Below are 19663 nucleotides of genomic sequence, written 5' to 3' on the forward strand. Positions count from 1 at the left end.
GCGGGGGCACCGTGCCCCCGCCGGATCGCGGCTCCTAACAGAAGTCCCCGTCCCAGGTGCAGTAGCCGTTCGTCTCGTCGTACACCGAGCTGGACTTGTCCACCGGCGGACGGCCGCCGGCCACGAAACGCAGGCTGCTCTCGTCCAGCTCGGGACCCAGCTCCGCGATGTCCTCGATCTTCATTCGCGATCACTCCCTCTCCATCGGCCTCCAGCCTGGCGGCCCCCTGTGGGAACCCGATGGGAAAACGATGGACGCGGGCCCGCGATAACGGCTTCACGACCTCCTGCACCTACCTCCGAGTGAGACGCCCCGAAGGCTCCGGCCAGCTGGTTTGCGGTCAGGAACGCTTCCCGATCGTGACCCGTCGAAGGCCGCGTGTACGCCACCTTGATGCGGCCCATGGACTAATGGTGCGGCTTGGAGGGGGAGTCGAACACCCATGCGTCTGATCTGGGGCGACAGGTTCACCGACATGAACGCCATGGCCATGGAATGGCAAAAGCGCCAGGTCAGGAACCTGGCGCTCTATGTTGCCGTGGTGTCCGAGGGGAGATCACAACCATTTGCACATGCCCCTACCTACCCATCGGCGACATCTGCCGCATTCGCGTGCCCTGATCCGCATTGGGCCGGCACCCGGTCGTCAGGCTGGGTATCGGCCACACGGTCACGGTGATGACCGCATTGCGACCTGCCGTCTGGGTGAATGCGGTTTCTATGGGAGGCGGCGGTAGACGTCGCGGCGGTTGCCGACCGCCAGAACCCATACGGTCAGCTGACCGCCTTCGATGGTGTACACGACGCGGTGGTCACCGACTCTGAGACGCCAGCGAGCGTTGTGGCCCTGGAGGGCCTTGATGTCGAACGCCGAGGTGTCTCCCGCGTCCATGGCCTTCTGAAGTTCAGTGAGACGGTGCAGGATCCGCATGGCGTCCTGGCGCGGGATTTTGAGCATGTCCCGCTGGGCTTGGGGGGTGAAGCGTGTCGTGCGTCCCATGGGTCAGCCGTGGTGGTCGCGGATCAGGGCCGCCATCTCTTCGAGGGAGACCGACCCCTCCGTGCCTTCGGCCTCGGCTTCGTCGGCCAGCTGGTTGAGCCAGGCCTCCTCGGCCTCTTCGGCGATCTGATGCAGTCGCCGGTACTCCTCGATATCGAGCACCACGGCTTCCTGCTTGCCCCGGCGGGTGATGATCGTCGGGATCTCGTCACGGCGCGCACGGTCTATGACGTCGGCGAGGTGACTGCGCACCTCCGCCATGGATTCGATCACCGGTTCGCTCATGTCACCAATGTAACAGATGTACATGAACGGCTTCGGGAAGAAAGAGCAGGCCGAGTTCTCCAAGGTGAGGGCGTCCCCCGCTGTTCGGGGAAGACAGGACAGGACGACCGGCCCCTGCGAACTGCTGAAGAACCTCCGCGCCGAGCCAGATCTCCTCGTTTTCCTCAGCGACAGCGAGACCGTCTCGTTCAGACTGAGCCTGCCCGTCGGTATGGGCACCAAGCGCGGCACCGAGGAGACCGGCTTCATCTGCCGCCCCTGACGCTCGCTCCTGAGGGCGAACAGGCGTCGGCCACTCGCAGCGCAACCGGTTCCCAACATCGTCCTGCACGACATCGACTCGATATCACGAAGCGGTAGCGTCTCCCGCCTCCGCCCCTGCGCTCGGAAAGCCTGCCATGCAGCGTGATCTCCTGAGGGGCGCCGTCTTCGGCGTCTCCTTCTCCCTGCCTGTCTCGGCCGCCGCCGTGGTCGCCGCTCTCCTCCTGACCTCGGAGTCGACTTCGCCTTCCGCGCCGATCGCTCTTCCGCCGACGTCGAGTCCCGCGCCGCAGCCGACCGTCACGGTGACGGTCGAGGCACCGGTTCCGTCGCGCAGTGCTCGGCCGCCCGAACCCAGCCCGCGGCCCGTCCCGCAAGGGTCGGTCGTCTTGGTGGACCGGAGCACAACGGCCTCGGACGACGAGTGCACGAGAATCGTCACGGTGTACGAGAACCGGTCCGACACGGCGGTCGTCTCGATCATTCAGTCCTTCCAGACGAGCTACGCGCCCAAGCACAAGGAGGGCGAATATCCCGAGGACAAGGATGGTCCGGTCAAGACGCTCACCCAGGACGCGGGCATTGCCCCGTACGCCACCCGTCAGCTGACCTGGGACGTCTGTGCTCCGGAATTGACGAAGCTGATGAATCCCTACCCGGAAGACGGCACGGGTGGCTTTATGAGTGAAGTGGGCGCGGTTCCGACGAAGACCAGGTGGAAGTGGCTGGCCCAGTGAAACGCTGCCCGGCGTGTCCCGTCACAGATCCGTTGCGAACACGTCGCCGGTCACGCGAAGGCCCAGGCCGCTGACACCGGTATGACCAGCGCTTACGAGAGGTCGGCAGCCGCAACAATCGTGGAGTGGAGAGCCCGTGCATGTCGAAGCGCTCCGAGACGTGTTTCAGGAGAGTTCGAAGATCACGGCGTTCTCGTCTCTTCCAGGTGGTTCGACGCTGCCGACGCCGAAGAGACGCTGGGTGCCGGGGATGCGGACGAACTCGGAGATGCCCGTGGTCTCGTTGGCGACGTGGCCGAGGGGGCGTTCGCTCCAGCGTCCGGTGGCGGTGCGGTGGGCGAGGACCAGGTCGTACTCCAGGTTCCCGTCCGGGTAGGACATGTTCTTGGAGGCCAGGAGCCAGAGGCCTCCTCTGCCATCGGGGGCGGGGGCGTGGCTGATCGTGGAGGCGGGGCCGGTCTTCTCCTTCCTCCACCTGCCGTTGCCGTGGCGGAGGAGGAAGGATTCGATCTTCGGGTTGCCGTCGTTGCGGTTCGCGAAGCGGTGGGCGATCATCCAGACGTTCTCGCCTGCGAAGGCCGGTTCACCGAAGAAGGTCATGGATTCCTTGGTGTGCTTCGGCAGGAGGGCGTCCGGGTTCGAGAGCTTCCAGCGTTGACCGTCGAAGCGCATGACTTTGGCCTTGCTGCCCTTGCCGAGGCCTGAGGCCCAGATCGTCTTCCCTCGGGCGGCGGCGTTCAGGACGAGGGCTGGAGTCTTGACGTTGTGCCAGCGTCGGCCGTCGAAGCGCAGGGCGCGGGACTGCAGGCTGTCGAACACCCAGACTCCACGCCTGCCGGTGGTGGCGATGGTCAGAGGAAGGGCCGATTTCCAGCGCCGGACGAGCTTCCAGCGTTCGCCGTTCCAGTGCAGCAGGTAGGCACTGCCTCCGCGGTCGAACGAGCCGCCTCCCACGGCCCAGATGTTGTTCGCCGAAGGGGCGTCAGCCGCATGTATCCCGCCGTTCAACCCGTCTGGAAGCCGGGCCCTCTTCCAGATGGAGCCGCTCTTGCGGTAGGCGAGAGGCCTCGCCTTGCCCGCTGAACGGGTGGTGCCGAACGCCCAGACGTTCTTCGCGTCCGGGGCGACGATGGTGCTGAAGTCGCTGTCGCCCTTGAGAGGACTGACCCAGACGGGGGCCAGCGGGTCTCTTGCCGCGGCGGTAGAGGCTCCGGCCGGAACCGTCAAGGCGGCCGAGGAGAACACCACGGCCAAGAGGCGCCCGGCACTGGTTTGCAACATGCCAGGCACTGTCCCACAAAGATCGTCTAGCGGTGCAAACTCCTGCATGGGCGACGAATCGTACAGGTGCTGCAAGTGGAGAGAACGACGGTGGGCGTACTCCTCGGGGCGGGGAGGTTCTCCTGGTTGCCGGGAGGCTACATAGGTAGAACTTCTGGATTCTTCGGAATCGTTTCCTCCTGTTCCGGTCATCTTGAAGGTGGGTGCTTCCGCTCTGGAGAGAGGAAGAGGCCGTGGCGCTACCGAACATGGGTAGGGAAGCAGGTGGCGGGCTACTGGCGTGGGTGGAACGCTCGAAGAGCCGGCCGGTGGCGTTGCGTGGGCGGGGTGGGTTGCGGTTCGCGTTCTACGGGCGGGTGTCGACGGAGGATTACCAGGATCCGGTGACGTCCCGGGCTCGGCAGCGTGGTCAGGCCGAGACTCTGGTGCTGGGGTTCGGGCGGATCACGGTGAAGTTCTTCGACGTGGGAGATCGCCCGGACCCGGATGCGGGTGATGACCGCGATGGCCGCCCAAGCGCGGGCTCAGGGCCGGTATCAGGGTGGTCGTCCGCCGTACGGATACCGCCTGGCAGATGCCGGGCCCCATCCGAACCGGGCGCATGCGGCGTGGGGACGTCGGGCTCATCGGTTGGAGCCGGACCCGCAGACGGCGCCGATCGTGCAGTGGATGTTCGCGCAGCGGCTGGCGGGGCGGAGCCCGGCCCGCATCACCCTGGCGCTGAACGACATGCAGGTCCCGTGCCCGTCGGTGGCCGACCCGCAGCGCAACGCGCACCGCTCTGGTGAGGGGTGGGCGTTGACCACGGTCCGTTCGATCCTGGCCAATCCCCGCTACACCGGCCGCGAGGGGCGGAATCGCCAGCCCTCGGCCCACGACCTGATCGATCCGGGCAATACGGGTCTGGGGCACGGCAGGTGCAGCGCCGCGGCCTGCCCGACGATTGGGCGATCTCTGAACGTCCCGCTCATGAGGCCCTGGTGAGCGAAGCCGATTTCGCCGCCGTCCAGGGCGTCAGTGCCCGCCGCGGTCGTTCCGGCCGGATGTATCTGCTGGCCGGCCTGTGTGAGCGGAGGCTGGAGTCCTGCTGGGCCAACGGTCGGACCGTCTACCGCTGCCGTCACGGCCACATCAGCGTCTCACGCCCGGATCTGCGGTGTCCGAAGAACCTTTATGTGCGGGAAGACCATCTCCTGGCTCGTCTGCCGACCCTGTACCTGCTTCTGACCACAGACCCGGCCGACCTGCCGGAGACACAGGTGCCTGGTGCCGAGGACGTCATCGGGTGGCTGCACGCCCGCTGCATCGAGCTCGTCTACGACCCGCGGACAAGCTTCCTACGGGCCGATCTCCCCGGAACGGCGCGGGTCCTAGTCGATCGGCGGGCCGGTTAGACCACCACGAGACAACAGCTGAAAGGAGGAGCGCCCAGAAACGAAAGCACCCGAGTTCAGCCGGAGCTGACCTCGGGTGACGGTCGATCCTGCCCGAAAATATCCGGACATGTACAACTTTGGTGTCCGAGGGGGGACTTGAACCCCCATGCCCCGTAAAGGGCACTAGCACCTCAAGCTAGCGCGTCTGCCTATTCCGCCACCCGGACGTGGGTTGCTGCCGCGCACTGGTGCGCGGTGGCGTCGTAACTGTACCAAAGGCTGAGGGTGAAGGGCGATTCGATCAACGGGGGGAGATCGGGGCGGGGGGCTGGGAGGATGAGGGGGTGGGCGGACCGAGAAGGGGAGGGCCTGGGATGGGGATGGAAGACGAGGTCGTCGAGCTGTGCCGGGAACTGATCCGGATCGACACCAGCAACGCGGGGGACAACGCGGGACCCGGGGAGCGGGCGGCGGCGGAGTACGTGGCCGAGAAGCTCGAAGGGGCGGGGATCAAGACGACGATCCTGGAGTCCGACAGCAAGCGGGCCAGCGTGATCGCGCGGATCGAGGGGGAGGAGCCCTCCCGGGACGCGCTGCTGCTGCACGGGCACCTGGACGTGGTGCCGGCCCGGGCGTCGGACTGGACGCACGACCCGTTCGGCGGGGAGATCGCGGACGGGTGCGTGTGGGGGCGCGGGGCCGTCGACATGAAGGACATGGACGCGATGATCCTGGCGTCCGTTCTCGACCGGGCGCGGACGGGGCGCAAGCCCAAGCGCGACGTCGTCCTGGCCTTCCTCGCCGACGAGGAGGCGGGGGGCGCCTACGGGGCGCACTGGCTGGTCGACAACCACCCCGGGCTGTTCGAGGGGTGCACGGAGGCCGTGGGGGAGGTCGGCGGGTTCAGCCTCACGGTGCCCGGTGACAGGCGGCTCTACCTGATCGAGACGGCCGAGAAGGGCCTGGCCTGGATGCGGCTGAAGGCCGTCGGCACGGCCGGTCACGGGTCGATGATTCACGACGACAACGCGGTGACGGAGCTCGCCAAGGCGGTGGCGCGCATCGGCGAGCACAGGTTCCCGATCCGGCTGACGCCCACGGTGCGGCGCTTCCTGGAGCAGGCCTGCGAGGCGTACGGCATCGAGTTCGACCCCAAGGACCCCGAGGCGTGCCTTCCCCACCTGGGGACGCTGGCGCGGATGATCGGCGCCACGCTGCGCAGCACCCTCAACCCGACGCGGCTGGACGCGGGGTACAAGGCGAACGTGATTCCGCAGCACGCGGAGGCCCAGGTGGACGGGCGGTTCCTCCCGGGCTACGAGAAGGAGTTCTTCGAGACCGTCGACGCGCTGCTGGGCGAGAAGGTCCAGCGGGAGTTCGTGCACTACGACATCGCGGTGGAGACGCCTTACGAGGGCGATCTCGTGGGCGCCATGGAGGAGGCCCTGATCTGGGCGGATCCGGGCGCGATCCCCGTCCCGTACTGCCTGAGCGCGGGCACGGACGCCAAGTCGTTCGCGACGCTGGGAATGCGCTGCTACGGGTTCGCCCCGCTCAAGCTCCCCGCCGACCTCGACTTCTCGGGGATGTTCCACGGCGTGGACGAGAGGGTGCCGGTGGACGGGTTGAGGTTCGGCGTCCGGGTCCTCGACCGTTTCCTCGACAACGCATGAGTCTTTTGAACTCATGCCCACTCGGGAACTGTGCGTGGTGGTAACGTAACTCCATGTAGGTGGAAGCTTTGCCTCCGCCGGGTGGATGCCCGGTCGGCGGATGCCGTGTCCACAGGAGTCGTATGCGCATGTGGGTCAGGAACGGTGCCTCGGTCGTCCTCCTCGCCGCCGGCACCTGCGCCTTCTGCGCTGTGCGAGGGGTGTGCGCGGACGCCCCTCCCTCTCAACGGCTCCAGGCGTCCGGCGAGCTTCCGACGGTGCCGTCGGCACGGTCCCGGAAGGTGCCGGCGGTGCTCGGAGGGTCCCTGCCCGGCCTGCCGCCGGAGCGGGGCCCGCACGGCCTGCCCGTCTCCCGGGCGGACGAACGGCCCGTGGCCATGGTGGCGGCCCCGGCCGAGCCGTCCGCGGGAGACGGGCAGGTCCGGATCCTGCTGGCGGGTGCGACGCTGACCCTCCTCCTGACGGTGGGCGCCCTGTCCTCGGGCCTGCTCCCCGGCAGGGGCCGACCGTCCGGAGCCCGGAGGCGGCGAGGCCGGCACTGCCGCCCGCACGGCCGCCGACGGGCCGAGCGGAGTGGGTCGAACGGGCGGAGCGGACCGGACGAGCAGGACGGGCCGAGTCGGCAGGACGGGCCGAGCCGGCGGGGCCGACGCGGCGAGTCGAACAGGCCGGGCCGGCGGCACGGGCGGGACCGGAGTGGTCGGTGGAGAGGGCGGCGGGCCCAGTGGACCCGTGGCGGCTGACCTCGAGATCGCTTTGCCCGTTCCGGATGCGCGGCCGGGGCGGGCAAAGCCTTTTTTACGTGTGACTGTGCAGCGTGCTCCGCTGTCGGATGATCTTCTTGCGGAGCTGGATCCGCCGCCGTCCGTCCCGGTGGACCCGAACGGTGTGCAGCTCCCAGCCGCCGTATTCGGCGCGCTCGGTCATGATCTGCCGGGCGACCTCCCGGGTGGTCCCGGCCGGCAGATTCACAGTGAGATAGGTGTACTCCACCATCAAGGGCATCATGACAGATGGGAGCCGGGGGATGAACCCTCTGGGAAGGTCTCGAGTCTGCCCGGTCGGGGGGCGTGTCATCCTGTCGAGGGTTTATCGTCGCGTCATGTGCGGGAAGTCCGCACGACGGGGGACCCGTCACAACACGGGTAACGTCGACTGAAGAAGCCCACGGGCGATCAAGTGTCGGATTTGAAGCGATATGGATAGGTCGGAGCGCTGTGCCAGCCAGTAACGGCAGCAAGCCGGGAGGTACCCGCCTGGTGATCGTCGAGTCGCCCGCGAAGGCGAAGAAGATCGCGGGATACCTCGGCAAGGGCTATGTCGTCGAGTCCAGCATCGGTCACATCCGTGACCTGCCGGCGGACGCCGCGCAGGTGCCCGCGAAGTACAAGGCGGAGCCCTGGGGACGGCTCGGCGTCAACGTGGACCACGAGTTCGAGCCGGTCTACATCGTCAACGCCGACAAGAGGCAGCAGGTCACCAAGCTGAAGAAGCTCCTCAGCGAGGCCGACGAGCTCTACCTGGCGACGGACGAGGACCGCGAGGGCGAGGCGATCGCCTGGCATCTGCGCGAGGTCCTCAAGCCCAAGGTCCCGGTGCACCGGATGGTCTTCCACGAGATCACTCCGGAGGCGATCCGCGCCGCCGCCGCCAACACCCGCGAGCTCAACCTGCAGCTGGTCGACGCCCAGGAGACCCGCCGGATCCTCGACCGCCTCTACGGCTACGAGGTCAGCCCGGTCCTGTGGAAGAAGGTCATGCCGAAGCTGTCGGCGGGCCGCGTCCAGTCCGTGGCGACCCGTCTGGTGGTCGAGCGGGAGCGTGAGCGCATCGCGTTCGTCCCGGCCCACTACTGGGACGTCAGCGTCGATCTGGCCACCGGTGAGCCACGGGAGCCGAACCGCTTCACCGCGAAGCTGGTCGCGATCGACGGCACCCGCGTCGCGCAGGGCAAGGACTTCACCTCCCGGGGCGAGTTGAAGGGCGCCGTCCGCAAGCTGGACGAGGAGACCGCACGGGGCCTGGCATCCCGGCTGGAGGGCCGCCCGTTCAAGGTCACGTCCGTCGAGCAGAAGCCGTACACGCGCAAGCCGTACGCGCCGTTCCGGACCACGACGATGCAGCAGGAGGCCAGCCGCAAGCTGGGCTTCTCGCCGAAGTACGCGATGCAGATCGCGCAGAAGCTCTACGAGAACGGGCACATCACCTACATGCGTACCGACAGCATCACGCTGTCGGGGACGGCGATCTCCGCGGCCCGCGCGCAGGCCACGGCCCTGTACGGCGCGCAGTACGTGCCGGATCAGCCGCGCGTCTACACCAGCAAGGTCAAGAACGCGCAGGAGGCCCACGAGGCGATCCGCCCGTCCGGCGAGCGGTTCCAGACCCCGGCTGAGACGGGCCTGTCGGGCGACCAGTTCCGCCTGTACGAACTCATCTGGAAGCGGACGATCGCCTCGCAGATGAAGGACGCGGTGGGCCAGTCGGTCTCCGTCCGGATCCTGGGGGAGTCCACCTCGGGGGAGCGGGCCGAGTTCGGCGCGTCCGGCCGGACGATCACCTTCCACGGCTTCCTCAAGGCCTACGTGGAGGGCGCGGACGACCCGGAGAAGGACACCGACGACCAGGAGTCGCGGTTGCCGGTCCTGGCCGAGAACGACGCGCTGGAGGCGCTGCGGCTGCTGGCGGAGGGCCACTCCACCCGGCCCCCGGCCCGCTACACCGAGGCCTCGCTGATCAAGGAGCTGGAGGAGCGGGAGATCGGCCGCCCGTCCACCTACTCCTCGATCATCGGCACGATCCTCGACCGCGGTTACGTCTTCAAGAAGGGCACCGCGCTCGTCCCGGCGTTCCTGGCGTTCGCGGTGACCCAGCTGCTCGAGAAGCACTTCGGGAACCTCGTCGACTACGCCTTCACCGCCCAGATGGAGGAGTCGCTCGACGCGATCGCCCGCGGCGAGACCGAGCGGGTGCCGTGGCTGAGCCGCTTCTACCACGGCGATCACGGCCTCAAGGAGCTGGTCAGCGACCTCGGGGAGATCGACGCCAAGGAGATCTCGTCCTTCCCGGTGAAGGACGACCCCGGCACGATGATCCGGGTCGGCCGGTACGGGCCGTACCTGGACCGGGACGGCGTGCGCTGCAACATCCCCGAGGAGCTAGCCCCGGACGAGCTGGACAAGGCCAAGGCCGACGAGCTGTTCGCCCAGCCGAGCGGCGACAGGGTTCTGGGCAAGGACCCGGAGACGGGCTACGAGGTCGTGGCCAAGAGTGGCCGCTACGGCCCGTACGTCACGGAGATCATCCCGGAGGAGGTCACCACGACCGCTTCCGGACGCAAGAAGCCGGGGGCTCCCAAGCCGCGCACGGGCTCGTTGTTCAAGTCGATGTCGCTGGACACCGTCACCCTGGAGCAGGCGCTGCGGCTGCTGTCGCTGCCGCGGGTGGTGGGTGATCTCGACGGCGAGCAGGTCACGGCGCAGAACGGCAGGTTCGGCCCGTATCTGAAGAAGGGCACCGACAGCCGTTCCCTGGGTTCGGAGGAGGAGCTCTTCACGGTCACGATCGAGCAGGCGAAGGAGCTGTACGCGCAGCCCAAGCAGCGGGGCCGCAAGGCCGCCGCGCCTCCGTTGCGGGAGCTGGGCAACGACCCGGCGTCCGGCAAGCCGGTCACGGTGAAGGAGGGCCGGTTCGGGCCGTACGTCACGGACGGGGAGACGAACGCGTCTCTGCGCAAGGGCGACGAGGTCGAGTCGATCACGATCCAGAGGGCGGCGGAGTTGCTCCAGGAACGTAGAGAGAAAGTAGCGGCAGCGGGTCCCAAACCGGCGCGTAAGAGGACGGCCAAGTCCAAGGCGTAGGGACACTCTCGCCGATACCCTGCCTGGCATGAACAATCCAGGCGTTTTCCGGATCAAGCCGTTCCGCCGGCTGTGGATCGCGCTGTCGCTGTCCGGCCTGGGGGACTGGCTGAGCGTGCTCGCGCTCACCGCTTTCGCGTGGTCCTTGACGGACGGCTACACGTCCGGTGCGTACGCGGTCGGCGCCGTGCTGATCGCCAAGCTCCTGCCGGTGGTGCTCTTCGGCCCGCTGGCGGGGGCGATCGCCGAACAGCTCGACCGCCGCTGGACGATGGTCGTCGTGGACGCGCTGCGGGCCGGACTGATCGTGTCCGTCCCGATCGTGGACCGGCTGGAATGGTTGTTCATCGCCGCTTTCCTGGTGGAGTTCCTCACACTCTTCTGGCGGGCGGCGGGCGATTCCGTGCTCGGCGGAACGGTGCCCCAGAAGAACCTGGAAGGCGCCCGGCGGCTGGCCCTCGTGGCCGCGTACGGCTCGGCCCCGGTGGCCGGGCTGCTGTTCGCGGGGGTCGCACTGATCGCCAAAGCCGTCCTTCCGGGGCCGGATCTCACCTTGTACGTCACCGGGGCGGTGTTCCTGGTGAGCCTCGTGACGGTGTTCTCGCTGAAGGGCGTACGGCACCCCGTCTCCGTCCCCTCGCTCGTGGGGCAGGTCCTGGACGGCTGGAAGTACGTCGGAGGCACGCCCCTCGTACGGGGTCTCGTCGTCGGAACCATCGGCGCCTCGATCGCCTGCGCGTCCGTGCTCGGCGTCGCGCGGATCTATGCGGACTCCCTGCACGGCGGAGACGCCGGATACGGGATGGTGTTCGCCGCGGTCTTCGTCGGCCTGGGACTCGGCCTGTTCCTCGGCCCCCGCATGCTGCCGGGCTTCAGCAGGCGCAGGCTGTTCGGCCTGACCCTCATCCTGACCTCGCTCGTCCTCGTGCCCGTCGCGCTGGTCCACGACCTGGTGGCGCTGTTCTTCCTGTCGGCGCTGCTCGGCCTGGGCGCGGGGGCCGCGGTCGGCGGCGGCCACGCCCTGGTGGACGGGGAGTTCCGCGAGGAGCTGCGGGACCGCGCGTCCGGCTACCTGCAGGCGATGGCCCGGATCTCGCTGATCACCGTCCTGGGGCTGGCTCCGCTGGCCGCCGGGGCGATCGGCGAGCACGCCCTGCGCGTCGGGGATCTCGGCTACCGGGCGGACGGCGTGAACGGCGTCCTGCTCGTCGCGGCGCTCCTCACCCTGATCACCGGCCTGGTCTCCTACCGGCTGATGGACGACCGCCGCGGCATCCCGCTCCGCCGCGACCTCTCCGGCGCGCTGACGGGCGTCCCCTACGTCCCGCCCGTGCCGAAGAAGGAGCGCGGCCTGTTCATCGCCTTCGAAGGCGGAGAGGGCGCGGGCAAGACGACCCAGGCGCGGCTGCTCGCCATCTGGCTGCGGGACAACGGCTTCGACGTCGTGACGACCCGCGAGCCGGGCGCCACCAAGGTCGGGATGCGGCTCCGGGCGATCCTCCTCGACCGCGAGACCACGGGGCTCTCCTTCCGCGCAGAGTCCCTGCTGTACGCGGCGGACAGGGCCCAGCACGTCGACACGGTCGTCCTGCCGGCGCTGGGCCGCGGCTCGATCGTCATCACCGACCGCTACATCGACTCGTCCCTGGCCTACCAGGGCTTCGGACGTGAGCTCCCGGTCGAGGAGCTCCGCGCCGTCAACGAGTGGGCGGTGTCCGGTCTCCAGCCGGATCTGACGGTCCTGCTGGACGTTCCGCCGTCCCTGGGGCTGAACAGGTTCTCCACTCCCGCCGACCGCATCGAGTCCGAGCCGACGGCGTTCCACGAGCGGGTGAGCCGGGGCTTCCGCGCCCTCGCGGAGGCAGAGCCGCACCGCTACCTGATCGTGGACGCCTCCCTGGCGCAGTCCGAGATCACCCGGCAGATCCAGGAGAAGGTGCTCGGCGTCCTTCCCGACCCGGTTCCGGCCTCGACCGAGGACATCACCTCGACCTTCCCGGTGATCACCGATGCCTGACGGCCCGATGGCGTCGTGCCTTCGCGGCGGAGGGATTAGCCTGGCAGCATGACGGTGTTCGACGACCTGGTGGGTCAGGGGCCGGTCGTCGCGCAGCTCCAGGCGGCGGTGACGGCGGCCCGTCAGGGGTCCGGCGGGATGACGCACGCGTGGCTGTTCACCGGCCCGCCCGGCTCCGGCCTCCAGACGGCCGCGACGGCCTTCGCGGCGGCACTGCAGTGCCTGGAGGAGCCCGCGGGATGCGGGTACTGCGCGAACTGCCACCAGGTGCTGCAGGGAACGCACGCGGACCTGGAGGTGGTGCGCCCCCAGGGCCTCTCGTACTCCGTGAAGGAGACGCGCGCGCTCGTCATGCGCGCGGCGTCCAGCCCGAGCGGCGGACGGTGGCGGGTCGTGCTGTTCGAGGACGCGGACAGGGCCACCGAGGCCGCCGCCAACGCGCTGCTGAAGGCGATCGAGGAACCCCCTCCGAGGACGGTGTGGCTCCTGTGCGCGCCGTCCCCGGACGACCTCGTCATGACGATCCGCTCCAGGTGCCGTCTGGTGACGTTGCGGACGCCGTCCGCCGACGCCGTCAGAGACCTCCTCGTCCAGCGGGACGGGATCGAGCACGACCTGGCCTCCGTGGCGGCCAGGGCCGCGCAGGGGGACATCGGACGGGCCCGCCGGCTCGCCGGGGACTCCTCCGCCAGGCAGCGGCGGCAGGACGTCCTCTCGGTCCCGGCGCGGCTGACGGCGGTGGGACCGGCCGTCATGGCGGCCGAAGCGCTGGTCAAGGGCGCCGAGGCCGAGGCCAAGGCCCTCACCGAGGAGCTGAACGAGTCCGAGACGGCGGCCATGCGCCAGGCGCTGGGCGAGTCCGCCAAGGGACGCATGCCGCGCGGCACGGCGGGGGCGATGAAGGAGCTCGAGGACCGCCAGAAGTCCCGGGCGACCCGCCTGAAGCGGGACGCCCTCGACCGGACGCTGCTGGACCTGGCGTCGTTCTACAGGGACGTGCTGACACTGCGTTTCGGGGCCTCCGTGCCGGTCGTCAACACCGACCGGCTGCCGGAGATCCAGACCTACGCCCGCAAGCTCTCGGCGGAGGCGGCGATCCGGAGGCTGGACGCGATCATGGCCTGCCGGAGGCGGCTGGCCGCCAACGTCAACCCGCTGCTGGCCGTCGAGGCGATGATGCTGGAACTTCGTACCGGCTGAACGGACTTCTTACTCCGAAGCCCTGTCACCGATTCATCACTCTCCGTAGTATCTGGAGGACGATCCAGTTTCGGGGAGTTGGAATGCGGCACGTTCTCGCCACCACGTCCGCGGCGGCAGTCGTCATGGGGGCCCTGGTCACGGTGCCCGTACGGGCGGAGCCCCAGGGCGCGCAGGAGCAGGAGTATGTGGTCCTCTACGAGGAGGGCGCCGCCCCGGAGACGGCCCGCGCGGCCGTGCGGGCCGCCGGAGGGCGGGTGGTCGAGGAGAACACCGTGCTGGGCGTCGCGACGGTCCGCACCGCCGACGCGGCCTTCCTGCGGAGGGTGGGCGCCGCGTCCGCGCTGGAGGGCGCCACCACCAACAGGGTGGTCGGGGCGCTGCCGGGGGCGGCCGAGAAGCTGTCGCGCTCGCCCGAGAAGCTCTTCGGGACGGGCGCCGCGCCCAGGCCCGGGCGCAGGGCGAAGGGCGAGCCGCTGGGCGCGCTGCAGTGGAACCTCCGGCAGATCGACGCGGACCGGACGCACCGCCTCGAACGCGGGGACAGGCGGGTGCTCGTCGGCGTCATGGACACCGGCATCGACGGCAGGCACCCCGACATCGCGCCGAACTTCGACCGGAAGCTGAGCCGCAACTTCACCGTCGACCAGCCCGTGGACGCCAACGGGACGAAGCTCGACGGGCCGTGCGCCGAGGAGCGGGACAAGTCCTGCAAGGACCCGGTGGACGTCGACGAGAACGAGCACGGCACCCACGTGGCGTCCACCATCGCCTCGCCGCGGAACGGGATCGGCGTGCAGGGCGTGGCCCCCAACGTCACGCTGGTGAACCTCCGCACGGGGCAGGACTCCGGCTACTTCTTCCTCAAGCCGACCCTGGACGCCCTGACGTACGCGGCAGACCACGGCATCGACATCGTCAACATGTCGTACTACATCGACCCCTGGGCGTGGAACTGCCTCGACAACCCGGCGGACAGCGCCGAGGAGCGGCTCCAGCAGAAGACAGTGATCGAGGCGACCAACCGGGCGCTGCGCTACGCCCACCGCAAGGGCGTCACGCTGATCTCGGCCGCGGGCAACGGGCAGGCCGACTACAGCAAGGAGATCACCGACGCGGCCAGCCCGAACTTCGCCATCACCCAGGGGCAGAAGCCGCGGTCGCGGAAGATCTCGCCGAGCTGCGTCTCCCAGCCGTCCGAGGGCGACCACGTCATCTCGGTCTCGTCCACGGGGCCGAGCAAGCGCAAGTCCTACTTCTCCAGCTTCGGCCTCGGCTACGTGGCGCTCGCCGCGCCCGGCGGCGACAAGCTGGACAACAAGGCCAAGAAGGTCGACGACAAGGGCGGCATCTGGGCCGCCTACCCCAAGAACGTGGCGCTGGAGAACCGCCGGATCGACGCGAAGGGCAAGCCGACCGTCTCGTACGTCGTCCGCCAGGGCGACGGCTACTACCTGTCCCTGCAGGGCACCTCGATGGCCGCGCCGCACGTCGCCGGAGTGGCGGCCCTCATCGTCAGCCGCTTCGGCAGGAAGGCCCCCGGCGGCGGGCTGACCATGGACCCCGCGAAGGTGGAGGCACGGCTGCGCGCCTCAGCCGTGCCCCACGCCTGCCCCGTTCCCGCGAACCACACCTATGAATGGTTCGGCGCCTCCGGCACGCGCGGCAGCACCACCCAGAAGTGCGAAGGAACCCGGGCCCGCAACGGCTTCTACGGCGTCGGCATCGTCAACGCCGCCCGAGCCGTCCGCTAGCCGTTCCCGCGGGCGGCGGGTTCCGCCGCCCGCGGGACGGTCACCGCTCGATGTCGCCGCGCATCGCCGCGAAGGTGGCCGGCGCCGTCGAGAGGTCGCTGTCGGGGAAGAGCGCGACGCCCGCGGTGTTCTCGTCCGCCCAGCCGCAGATGACGTTGCCGCTCTCGGAGAGCGAGGCCAGGAAGCACTCGAGGGAGCCGCCGTACGGCCCCGGCGCGTACGGCTCCGCGGTGACGCCCCCGTACGTCCAGCCGATGTACTCCAGCATCCCGCGCCACAGGTGCTCGCGCCGCGTGTTGGTGTCCTCGGGAACGTTGTCGACCGCGACGAGCAGCACCGGATCTCCCGACCGGCCCCGGTACTGGTAGTTGTCCATGACCAGTGTCATGTTCGGGCGGATCTCGCCCGGGTCGATCGCGACGTCGCTGACGGCCCCCTGACCGGTGAGCTTGACCAGCCCGCCCGCCTGCGACGCCGAGGCCACCCGGCGGGACTGCGGCTGCGTCCCCTGGGACTGGTCCTGCCGCTGAGGGGGCGCGTCGACGTCGGTCTTCACCGTCGTCCGGCTCGACGGCCTGCCGCTGGGCCCGGTCGCGTCGAAATCGGTGGTGACCGTGCAGGCGCTCAGGACCCCGACGCCCACGAGGGCCGCGACGGCATGTGCGATACGCATGTTCTTCTCCAAGTCCCTGATACAGGAGGATCATGACGTTTCGTCCGGCCCGGTCCACAGTGAGCAGCGTCCCTCCCGCACCGGGACGCCGGGCGGGTGCCGGCCGTTCCGGATTCATTGGACTTCTCGCACCTTTGAGGCAACCTCAGAGCCGTAGCGGCGTCTCTGGGACATGAATGTCGACACGGTGCTCCTGGGCCCTCCGGACGAGAGCACGTTCTCCGAGCTCTACAAAGAGCACGCGCTCGGGCTGACCAGGCTCGCCTTCCTCATGGTCGGCGACCGGCAGGCGGCGGAGGACGTCGTCCAGGAGGCGTTCCTGGGGCTCTACCGACGCTGGCGATCGCTGCGGGACCCCGGAAAGGCCCTCGTCTACGCCCGGTCCGCCGTGCTCAACGGCTCCCGGTCGGTCCTGCGCCGCAGGCGGTTTCCGTTTCCGGGGAACGACCTGCCGCCGGCCTGGTCCGCGGAGTCCGAGGTGATGGTCGGCGAGGACCGCAGACAGGTCCTGGCCGCGCTCCAGCGGCTTCCGGCGAGGCAACGAGAGGCCCTGATCCTGCGCTACTTCCTCGACCTGTCCGAAGAGGAGGCCGCGGCCACGATGCGGATCAGCAGGGGCACCGTCAAGTCCACCACTTCCCGGGGCGTAGCCGCCCTCGGCCGACTCCTGGAGGAGCACCAGTGAACAGCACCGAAGAACGCCTACGCGACGCGCTCCACACGGCCGCCCGGACCGTCGACGCGTTCCCGACCTTCACGGCCCCCACTCGCCGCTTCTCCTTCATTCCCCCGCTCTCCGCGGCGGCCGCGGTGGCCGCGGTCGTCGGAGGAGTCATGTTCTTCCCAGGAGACCCGTCCCCGGTCCCGTCCGTCGGGGAGGCGTTCGCTTCGTCCGCCGATTCCTACCAGACCTCGGTCTACTTCTGCATTGAGAGATCCTCGAGCTCGAAATGCGAGGGCCGCGAATCCACCGACCGGCAGCGGCAGGCCATCAGTGACAAGCTGGAATCCCTGCCCGAGGTCCGAAAGGTGACATACGAGTCGAAGCAAGAGGCATTTGAACGGTTCCGGATCCTCTTCCAGGACAGGCCGGGCATCGTCGCGACGAAGAAGGTAGGCGACATTCCGGACTCGTTCCGTGTGGAGGCCGAGCCTGGAAGCACACCGACGATTCGGCTGGCCCTCAGCGGTCTTCCGGGCATCGATCAGATCGTCGACGACGAGGCTCTACGAAACGCCTCCCGGAACTGACGACGGCACGACCGTCGCGGCAGGCCGTTCAGCCCTACCTCGAACACCGGACGGGTGAGCTTCACACGTCGATCAGATCAGCGTTGAAGCGCGATCGACGCCGTCCGCCCTTTTGCATCACGGGCCCGGCGAACGGGTCGGCTGTCACCCGCTCGCTGGGGAACGGCAGCGGACCGGAACCCCGCACGCCGCTCTGTAAAGTGTCGGCGTGCGGGTGACGGTCGGTACCGAGCCGGGGAGGCCCGGCAAGGAGAACGAGGACTTCGCGGCCGTGCTGCCCGGAGCGGTGGTCGTCATCGACGGGGCCAGCGCGCCTCCGGGGCTGGAGCCGGGATGCACCCACTCGGTCGCCTGGTACGCCCGCACCCTCGGCGGACTTCTGGCGGGGGCCGTCACCGACCATTCGTCGACCCTGGCCGAAGCCCTCGAGTCCGCCATCGAACGTGTCGTCCTGGCGCATGCCGACACGTGCGACGTGGGCAACCCGCACTCGCCTTCGGCGACGGTGGCCGTCGCCAGAGCGAGAGGCGACGAGCTCGAATACCTGGTCCTGGCGGATTCGACGGTGCTCCTCGCCCGATCCGACGGCGAACCGCTGGCAGTGACCGACGACCGCGTGGAGACGCTGCGAGCCAGGATCGAGTCCCTCGGGGAGGGGCCTTTGCTCCGGGGCGACACGCGAGTCTTCTCCCGGTTGTCCAGAGCGGAGAAGATCGCGGCCTACCGCAACCACCCGGACGGCTTCTGGGTGGCCTGCACGGATCCGGCCGCCGCCCGGGAGGCCCTCACGGGTTCCCTTCCGCTGGACGAGGTGCGCTCGGTGTCGGTGATGACCGACGGCGCCAGCCGCCTCGTCGACCTGTTCGGGCTGCGGAGCTGGGCCGGAACACTGGACATCCTCGACGGAGAGGGGCCGTCCGGCCTGATCCGCCGCACCCGCGAGGCGGAGGCGTCGGACCCGGACAGGACCCGGTGGCCCCGCCCCAAGACCCGCGACGACGCGACCGCCGTCCACTGGATCCTCTCCTCTTGACCGACCCGCTCCGTACCGAGACGGGTACGGAGCCGCTCGTAGACCTCGAAGGCGAACATGCGCAGCGGCGCCGCCATGATCGCCCTCCCCGTGTTCACCGTGCTGCCCACTGTGACACCCGGGTCTGACGATTTGCATCCGCGTGATCACCCATGGTGGTCGTCGCCTACGGGGCCGGGCGGCGTCGCCCCGGATCCGGCGATCACATCGATATCCCCGGCCGCACCCTGTACGCCCCGCGGATCTCGGTGGCATTCTCTACCGGGTCGAAAGGTGCGAGAGGTGACAAGCAAGGAGAAATCCAGATGTCCCGTTCGGTGACCGCGCTCGTGGTCTGCGGTCTGCTCGTCTCGAGCACGCTGCCCGTGTTCCCGGAGGCGGCCGAGGCCGCGCCGAAGTGGAGACTCGTCTGGTCCGACGACTTCCGCGGGAAGAAGAACGCGCCGCCGAACCCGCGGAAGTGGTACGCCCAGACAGGGGACCGGAACGGCTGGGGCGTCGGGGGGCTGGCCTACTACGACCCGGCGAACGCGAAGCAGAACGGGGCGGGCCGGCTGCTGATCACCGCGCGCAAGGACAGCAGCGGCACGCAGTGCTACTACGGTCCGTGCGCGTACCGGTCCGCGCGGCTCCAGACGGCGGAGCGCTTCATGCAGAAGTACGGGCGGTTCTCCGCGCGCATCAAGTTCCCGGTCGGGCAGGGCGTGTTCCCGGCGTTCTGGCTGCAGACGCGGAACGCGAAGTACGGGACGAAGAAGTACGCCGAGATCGACATCGCCGAGGTCGTCGGCGCCCGGCCGCGCAACGTCTACGGGGCCGCGCACCAGACCAAGCAGGTGGTGAGCTTCTGGAAGGCCCTGAACAAGCCGGTGAGCGCCGGCTACCACGTGTACGGCATCGAGTGGACGCCCAAGCACATCCGCTGGCAGGTCGACGGCAAGGTTTACGGGACGCTCAAGCGCTACAAGGGGTGGTCGTTCGACCAGCCGCTGCAGATCATCCTCAACCTCCAGATCGGAGGCGACTGGCAGGGGCCTCCGAACGCCGCGACCAGGTTCCCCGCCACCATGGCGGTCGACTGGGTGCGGGTCCACCGGAAGAAGTAGGGGCCGGACGCCGGGCTCCGGGAGCCCCTGGACCCGGCTGATTTCGGAGAGCTCTGGAAGGTTGCACTCGGCGACGAGGTTTTTTGATTAAATTTCGCGTTTTGGACGTTTTGGCAGGTAACCTAACCGCCCGGTAAGCAAAATCGTTTGATGTA

20 protein-coding genes and 1 tRNA gene are annotated in these 19663 nt (G+C 68.9%); 14 read left to right on the top strand and 7 right to left on the bottom strand.

What is annotated here, in order from left to right; all coding sequences use genetic code 11:
• Positions 1-34 precede the first annotated feature (34 nt).
• The 3 genes from ABD327_RS03810 to ABD327_RS03820 form a co-directional block, all read right to left on the bottom strand.
• On the bottom strand, positions 35-184 hold the full coding sequence (locus ABD327_RS03810; RefSeq protein ID WP_344448711.1) for a hypothetical protein: 150 nt from the start codon (positions 182-184) through the stop codon (positions 35-37).
• A gap of 535 nt (positions 185-719) precedes the next feature.
• The gene (locus tag ABD327_RS03815) at positions 720-1001 is read right to left on the bottom strand and encodes a type II toxin-antitoxin system RelE family toxin (RefSeq protein WP_344448712.1); all 282 of its coding nucleotides are present in this window, start codon (positions 999-1001) and stop codon (positions 720-722) included.
• 3 nt (positions 1002-1004) lie between these two features.
• On the bottom strand, positions 1005-1286 hold the full coding sequence (locus ABD327_RS03820; RefSeq protein WP_344448713.1) for a type II toxin-antitoxin system Phd/YefM family antitoxin: 282 nt from the start codon (positions 1284-1286) through the stop codon (positions 1005-1007).
• A gap of 22 nt (positions 1287-1308) precedes the next feature.
• On the opposite strand from ABD327_RS03820, the gene ABD327_RS03825 reads away from it, so the two are divergent.
• Together ABD327_RS03825 and ABD327_RS03830 are read left to right on the top strand one after the other, a co-directional pair.
• Positions 1309-1548, top strand: a complete 240-nt coding sequence (locus tag ABD327_RS03825) for a hypothetical protein (protein WP_344448714.1) — start codon at positions 1309-1311, stop codon at positions 1546-1548.
• A 136-nt stretch (positions 1549-1684) separates the two neighbouring features.
• Entirely contained in the window at positions 1685-2284 is a 600-nt protein-coding gene (locus ABD327_RS03830) for a hypothetical protein (RefSeq protein WP_344448715.1), read from the top strand.
• A 165-nt stretch (positions 2285-2449) separates the two neighbouring features.
• On the opposite strand, the gene ABD327_RS03835 is transcribed toward ABD327_RS03830, so the two are convergent.
• Entirely contained in the window at positions 2450-3565 is a 1116-nt protein-coding gene (locus ABD327_RS03835; protein WP_344448716.1) for a hypothetical protein, read from the bottom strand.
• Between the two features lie 504 nt (positions 3566-4069).
• Between ABD327_RS03835 and ABD327_RS03840 the strand changes: the two genes are divergently transcribed.
• Both ABD327_RS03840 and ABD327_RS03845 read left to right on the top strand, forming a co-directional pair.
• Positions 4070-4549, top strand: coding sequence for a recombinase family protein (locus ABD327_RS03840; RefSeq protein WP_344449070.1), 480 nt, complete (start codon positions 4070-4072; stop codon positions 4547-4549).
• The gene (locus tag ABD327_RS03845; RefSeq protein ID WP_344448717.1) at positions 4546-4959 is read left to right on the top strand and encodes a hypothetical protein; all 414 of its coding nucleotides are present in this window, start codon (positions 4546-4548) and stop codon (positions 4957-4959) included. The genes ABD327_RS03840 and ABD327_RS03845 overlap by 4 nt, the downstream gene beginning before the upstream one ends.
• 120 nt (positions 4960-5079) lie before the next feature.
• On the opposite strand, the gene ABD327_RS03850 is transcribed toward ABD327_RS03845, so the two are convergent.
• Positions 5080-5168, bottom strand: a tRNA-Leu gene (locus tag ABD327_RS03850).
• 147 nt (positions 5169-5315) lie between these two features.
• On the opposite strand from ABD327_RS03850, the gene ABD327_RS03855 reads away from it, so the two are divergent.
• Positions 5316-6614, top strand: coding sequence for a M20/M25/M40 family metallo-hydrolase (locus ABD327_RS03855; protein ID WP_344448718.1), 1299 nt, complete (start codon positions 5316-5318; stop codon positions 6612-6614).
• Between the two features lie 128 nt (positions 6615-6742).
• Positions 6743-7357, top strand: a complete 615-nt coding sequence (locus ABD327_RS03860; protein WP_344448719.1) for a hypothetical protein — start codon at positions 6743-6745, stop codon at positions 7355-7357.
• Between the two features lie 55 nt (positions 7358-7412).
• Here the strand turns inward: ABD327_RS03860 and ABD327_RS03865 are convergent, their stop codons facing one another.
• Entirely contained in the window at positions 7413-7610 is a 198-nt protein-coding gene (locus ABD327_RS03865) for a DUF5703 family protein (protein WP_344448721.1), read from the bottom strand.
• 221 nt (positions 7611-7831) lie between these two features.
• Between ABD327_RS03865 and topA the strand changes: the two genes are divergently transcribed.
• From topA to ABD327_RS03885, 4 genes are all read left to right on the top strand, one after another.
• Positions 7832-10474 (top strand): type I DNA topoisomerase, encoded by a 2643-nt coding sequence (gene topA / locus ABD327_RS03870; RefSeq protein WP_344448722.1) that lies wholly within the window; start codon positions 7832-7834, stop codon positions 10472-10474.
• 28 nt (positions 10475-10502) lie between these two features.
• Entirely contained in the window at positions 10503-12491 is a 1989-nt protein-coding gene (gene tmk, locus ABD327_RS03875) for a dTMP kinase (RefSeq protein ID WP_344448723.1), read from the top strand.
• 48 nt (positions 12492-12539) lie between these two features.
• Positions 12540-13691, top strand: coding sequence for a DNA polymerase III subunit delta' (locus tag ABD327_RS03880; RefSeq protein WP_344448725.1), 1152 nt, complete (start codon positions 12540-12542; stop codon positions 13689-13691).
• A gap of 83 nt (positions 13692-13774) precedes the next feature.
• Positions 13775-15445, top strand: coding sequence for a S8 family peptidase (locus ABD327_RS03885; RefSeq protein ID WP_344448726.1), 1671 nt, complete (start codon positions 13775-13777; stop codon positions 15443-15445).
• A 40-nt stretch (positions 15446-15485) separates the two neighbouring features.
• Here the strand turns inward: ABD327_RS03885 and ABD327_RS03890 are convergent, their stop codons facing one another.
• Positions 15486-16118 carry a hypothetical protein gene (locus ABD327_RS03890; RefSeq protein ID WP_344448727.1) on the bottom strand — a complete coding sequence of 211 codons (633 nt, stop codon included), beginning with the start codon at positions 16116-16118 and terminating at the stop codon, positions 15486-15488.
• A gap of 172 nt (positions 16119-16290) precedes the next feature.
• Between ABD327_RS03890 and ABD327_RS03895 the strand changes: the two genes are divergently transcribed.
• The 4 genes from ABD327_RS03895 to ABD327_RS03910 all read left to right on the top strand — a co-directional run bounded on the left by ABD327_RS03895 (position 16291) and on the right by ABD327_RS03910 (position 19508).
• Positions 16291-16803, top strand: coding sequence for a SigE family RNA polymerase sigma factor (locus ABD327_RS03895; RefSeq protein WP_344448728.1), 513 nt, complete (start codon positions 16291-16293; stop codon positions 16801-16803).
• Complete coding sequence (locus ABD327_RS03900; RefSeq protein WP_344448729.1) at positions 16800-17369, top strand: permease-like cell division protein FtsX; 570 nt, start codon at positions 16800-16802, stop codon at positions 17367-17369. Before ABD327_RS03895 ends, ABD327_RS03900 begins: the two co-directional genes overlap by 4 nt.
• 208 nt (positions 17370-17577) lie before the next feature.
• Positions 17578-18402, top strand: coding sequence for a protein phosphatase 2C domain-containing protein (locus ABD327_RS03905; RefSeq protein WP_344448730.1), 825 nt, complete (start codon positions 17578-17580; stop codon positions 18400-18402).
• A 305-nt stretch (positions 18403-18707) separates the two neighbouring features.
• Entirely contained in the window at positions 18708-19508 is an 801-nt protein-coding gene (locus tag ABD327_RS03910) for a glycoside hydrolase family 16 protein (protein ID WP_344448731.1), read from the top strand.
• Positions 19509-19663: the final 155 nt, after the last annotated feature.

Origin of the sequence: Actinocorallia aurantiaca (genome assembly GCF_039533685.1) — a bacterium.
Classification (GTDB): domain Bacteria; phylum Actinomycetota; class Actinomycetes; order Streptosporangiales; family Streptosporangiaceae; genus Actinocorallia; species Actinocorallia aurantiaca.

What these genes read in the sequence shown, in the direction of transcription:
- ABD327_RS03865 (WP_344448721.1), bottom strand. Translation starts at nt 7,610, where the DNA reads ATGGTGGAGTACACCTATCTCACTGTGAATCTGCCGGCCGGGACCACC.
- ABD327_RS03895 (WP_344448728.1), top strand. Translation starts at nt 16,291, where the DNA reads ATGAATGTCGACACGGTGCTCCTGGGCCCTCCGGACGAGAGCACGTTC.
- ABD327_RS03830 (WP_344448715.1), top strand. Translation starts at nt 1,685, where the DNA reads ATGCAGCGTGATCTCCTGAGGGGCGCCGTCTTCGGCGTCTCCTTCTCC.
- ABD327_RS03810 (WP_344448711.1), bottom strand. Translation starts at nt 184, where the DNA reads ATGAAGATCGAGGACATCGCGGAGCTGGGTCCCGAGCTGGACGAGAGC.
- ABD327_RS03880 (WP_344448725.1), top strand. Translation starts at nt 12,540, where the DNA reads ATGACGGTGTTCGACGACCTGGTGGGTCAGGGGCCGGTCGTCGCGCAG.
- ABD327_RS03890 (WP_344448727.1), bottom strand. Translation starts at nt 16,118, where the DNA reads ATGCGTATCGCACATGCCGTCGCGGCCCTCGTGGGCGTCGGGGTCCTG.
- ABD327_RS03840 (WP_344449070.1), top strand. Translation starts at nt 4,070, where the DNA reads ATGGCCGCCCAAGCGCGGGCTCAGGGCCGGTATCAGGGTGGTCGTCCG.
- ABD327_RS03835 (WP_344448716.1), bottom strand. Translation starts at nt 3,565, where the DNA reads ATGTTGCAAACCAGTGCCGGGCGCCTCTTGGCCGTGGTGTTCTCCTCG.
- ABD327_RS03885 (WP_344448726.1), top strand. Translation starts at nt 13,775, where the DNA reads ATGCGGCACGTTCTCGCCACCACGTCCGCGGCGGCAGTCGTCATGGGG.
- ABD327_RS03820 (WP_344448713.1), bottom strand. Translation starts at nt 1,286, where the DNA reads ATGAGCGAACCGGTGATCGAATCCATGGCGGAGGTGCGCAGTCACCTC.
- ABD327_RS03860 (WP_344448719.1), top strand. Translation starts at nt 6,743, where the DNA reads ATGTGGGTCAGGAACGGTGCCTCGGTCGTCCTCCTCGCCGCCGGCACC.
- tmk (WP_344448723.1), top strand. Translation starts at nt 10,503, where the DNA reads ATGAACAATCCAGGCGTTTTCCGGATCAAGCCGTTCCGCCGGCTGTGG.
- ABD327_RS03825 (WP_344448714.1), top strand. Translation starts at nt 1,309, where the DNA reads ATGAACGGCTTCGGGAAGAAAGAGCAGGCCGAGTTCTCCAAGGTGAGG.
- ABD327_RS03815 (WP_344448712.1), bottom strand. Translation starts at nt 1,001, where the DNA reads ATGGGACGCACGACACGCTTCACCCCCCAAGCCCAGCGGGACATGCTC.
- ABD327_RS03855 (WP_344448718.1), top strand. Translation starts at nt 5,316, where the DNA reads ATGGGGATGGAAGACGAGGTCGTCGAGCTGTGCCGGGAACTGATCCGG.
- ABD327_RS03910 (WP_344448731.1), top strand. Translation starts at nt 18,708, where the DNA reads ATGTCCCGTTCGGTGACCGCGCTCGTGGTCTGCGGTCTGCTCGTCTCG.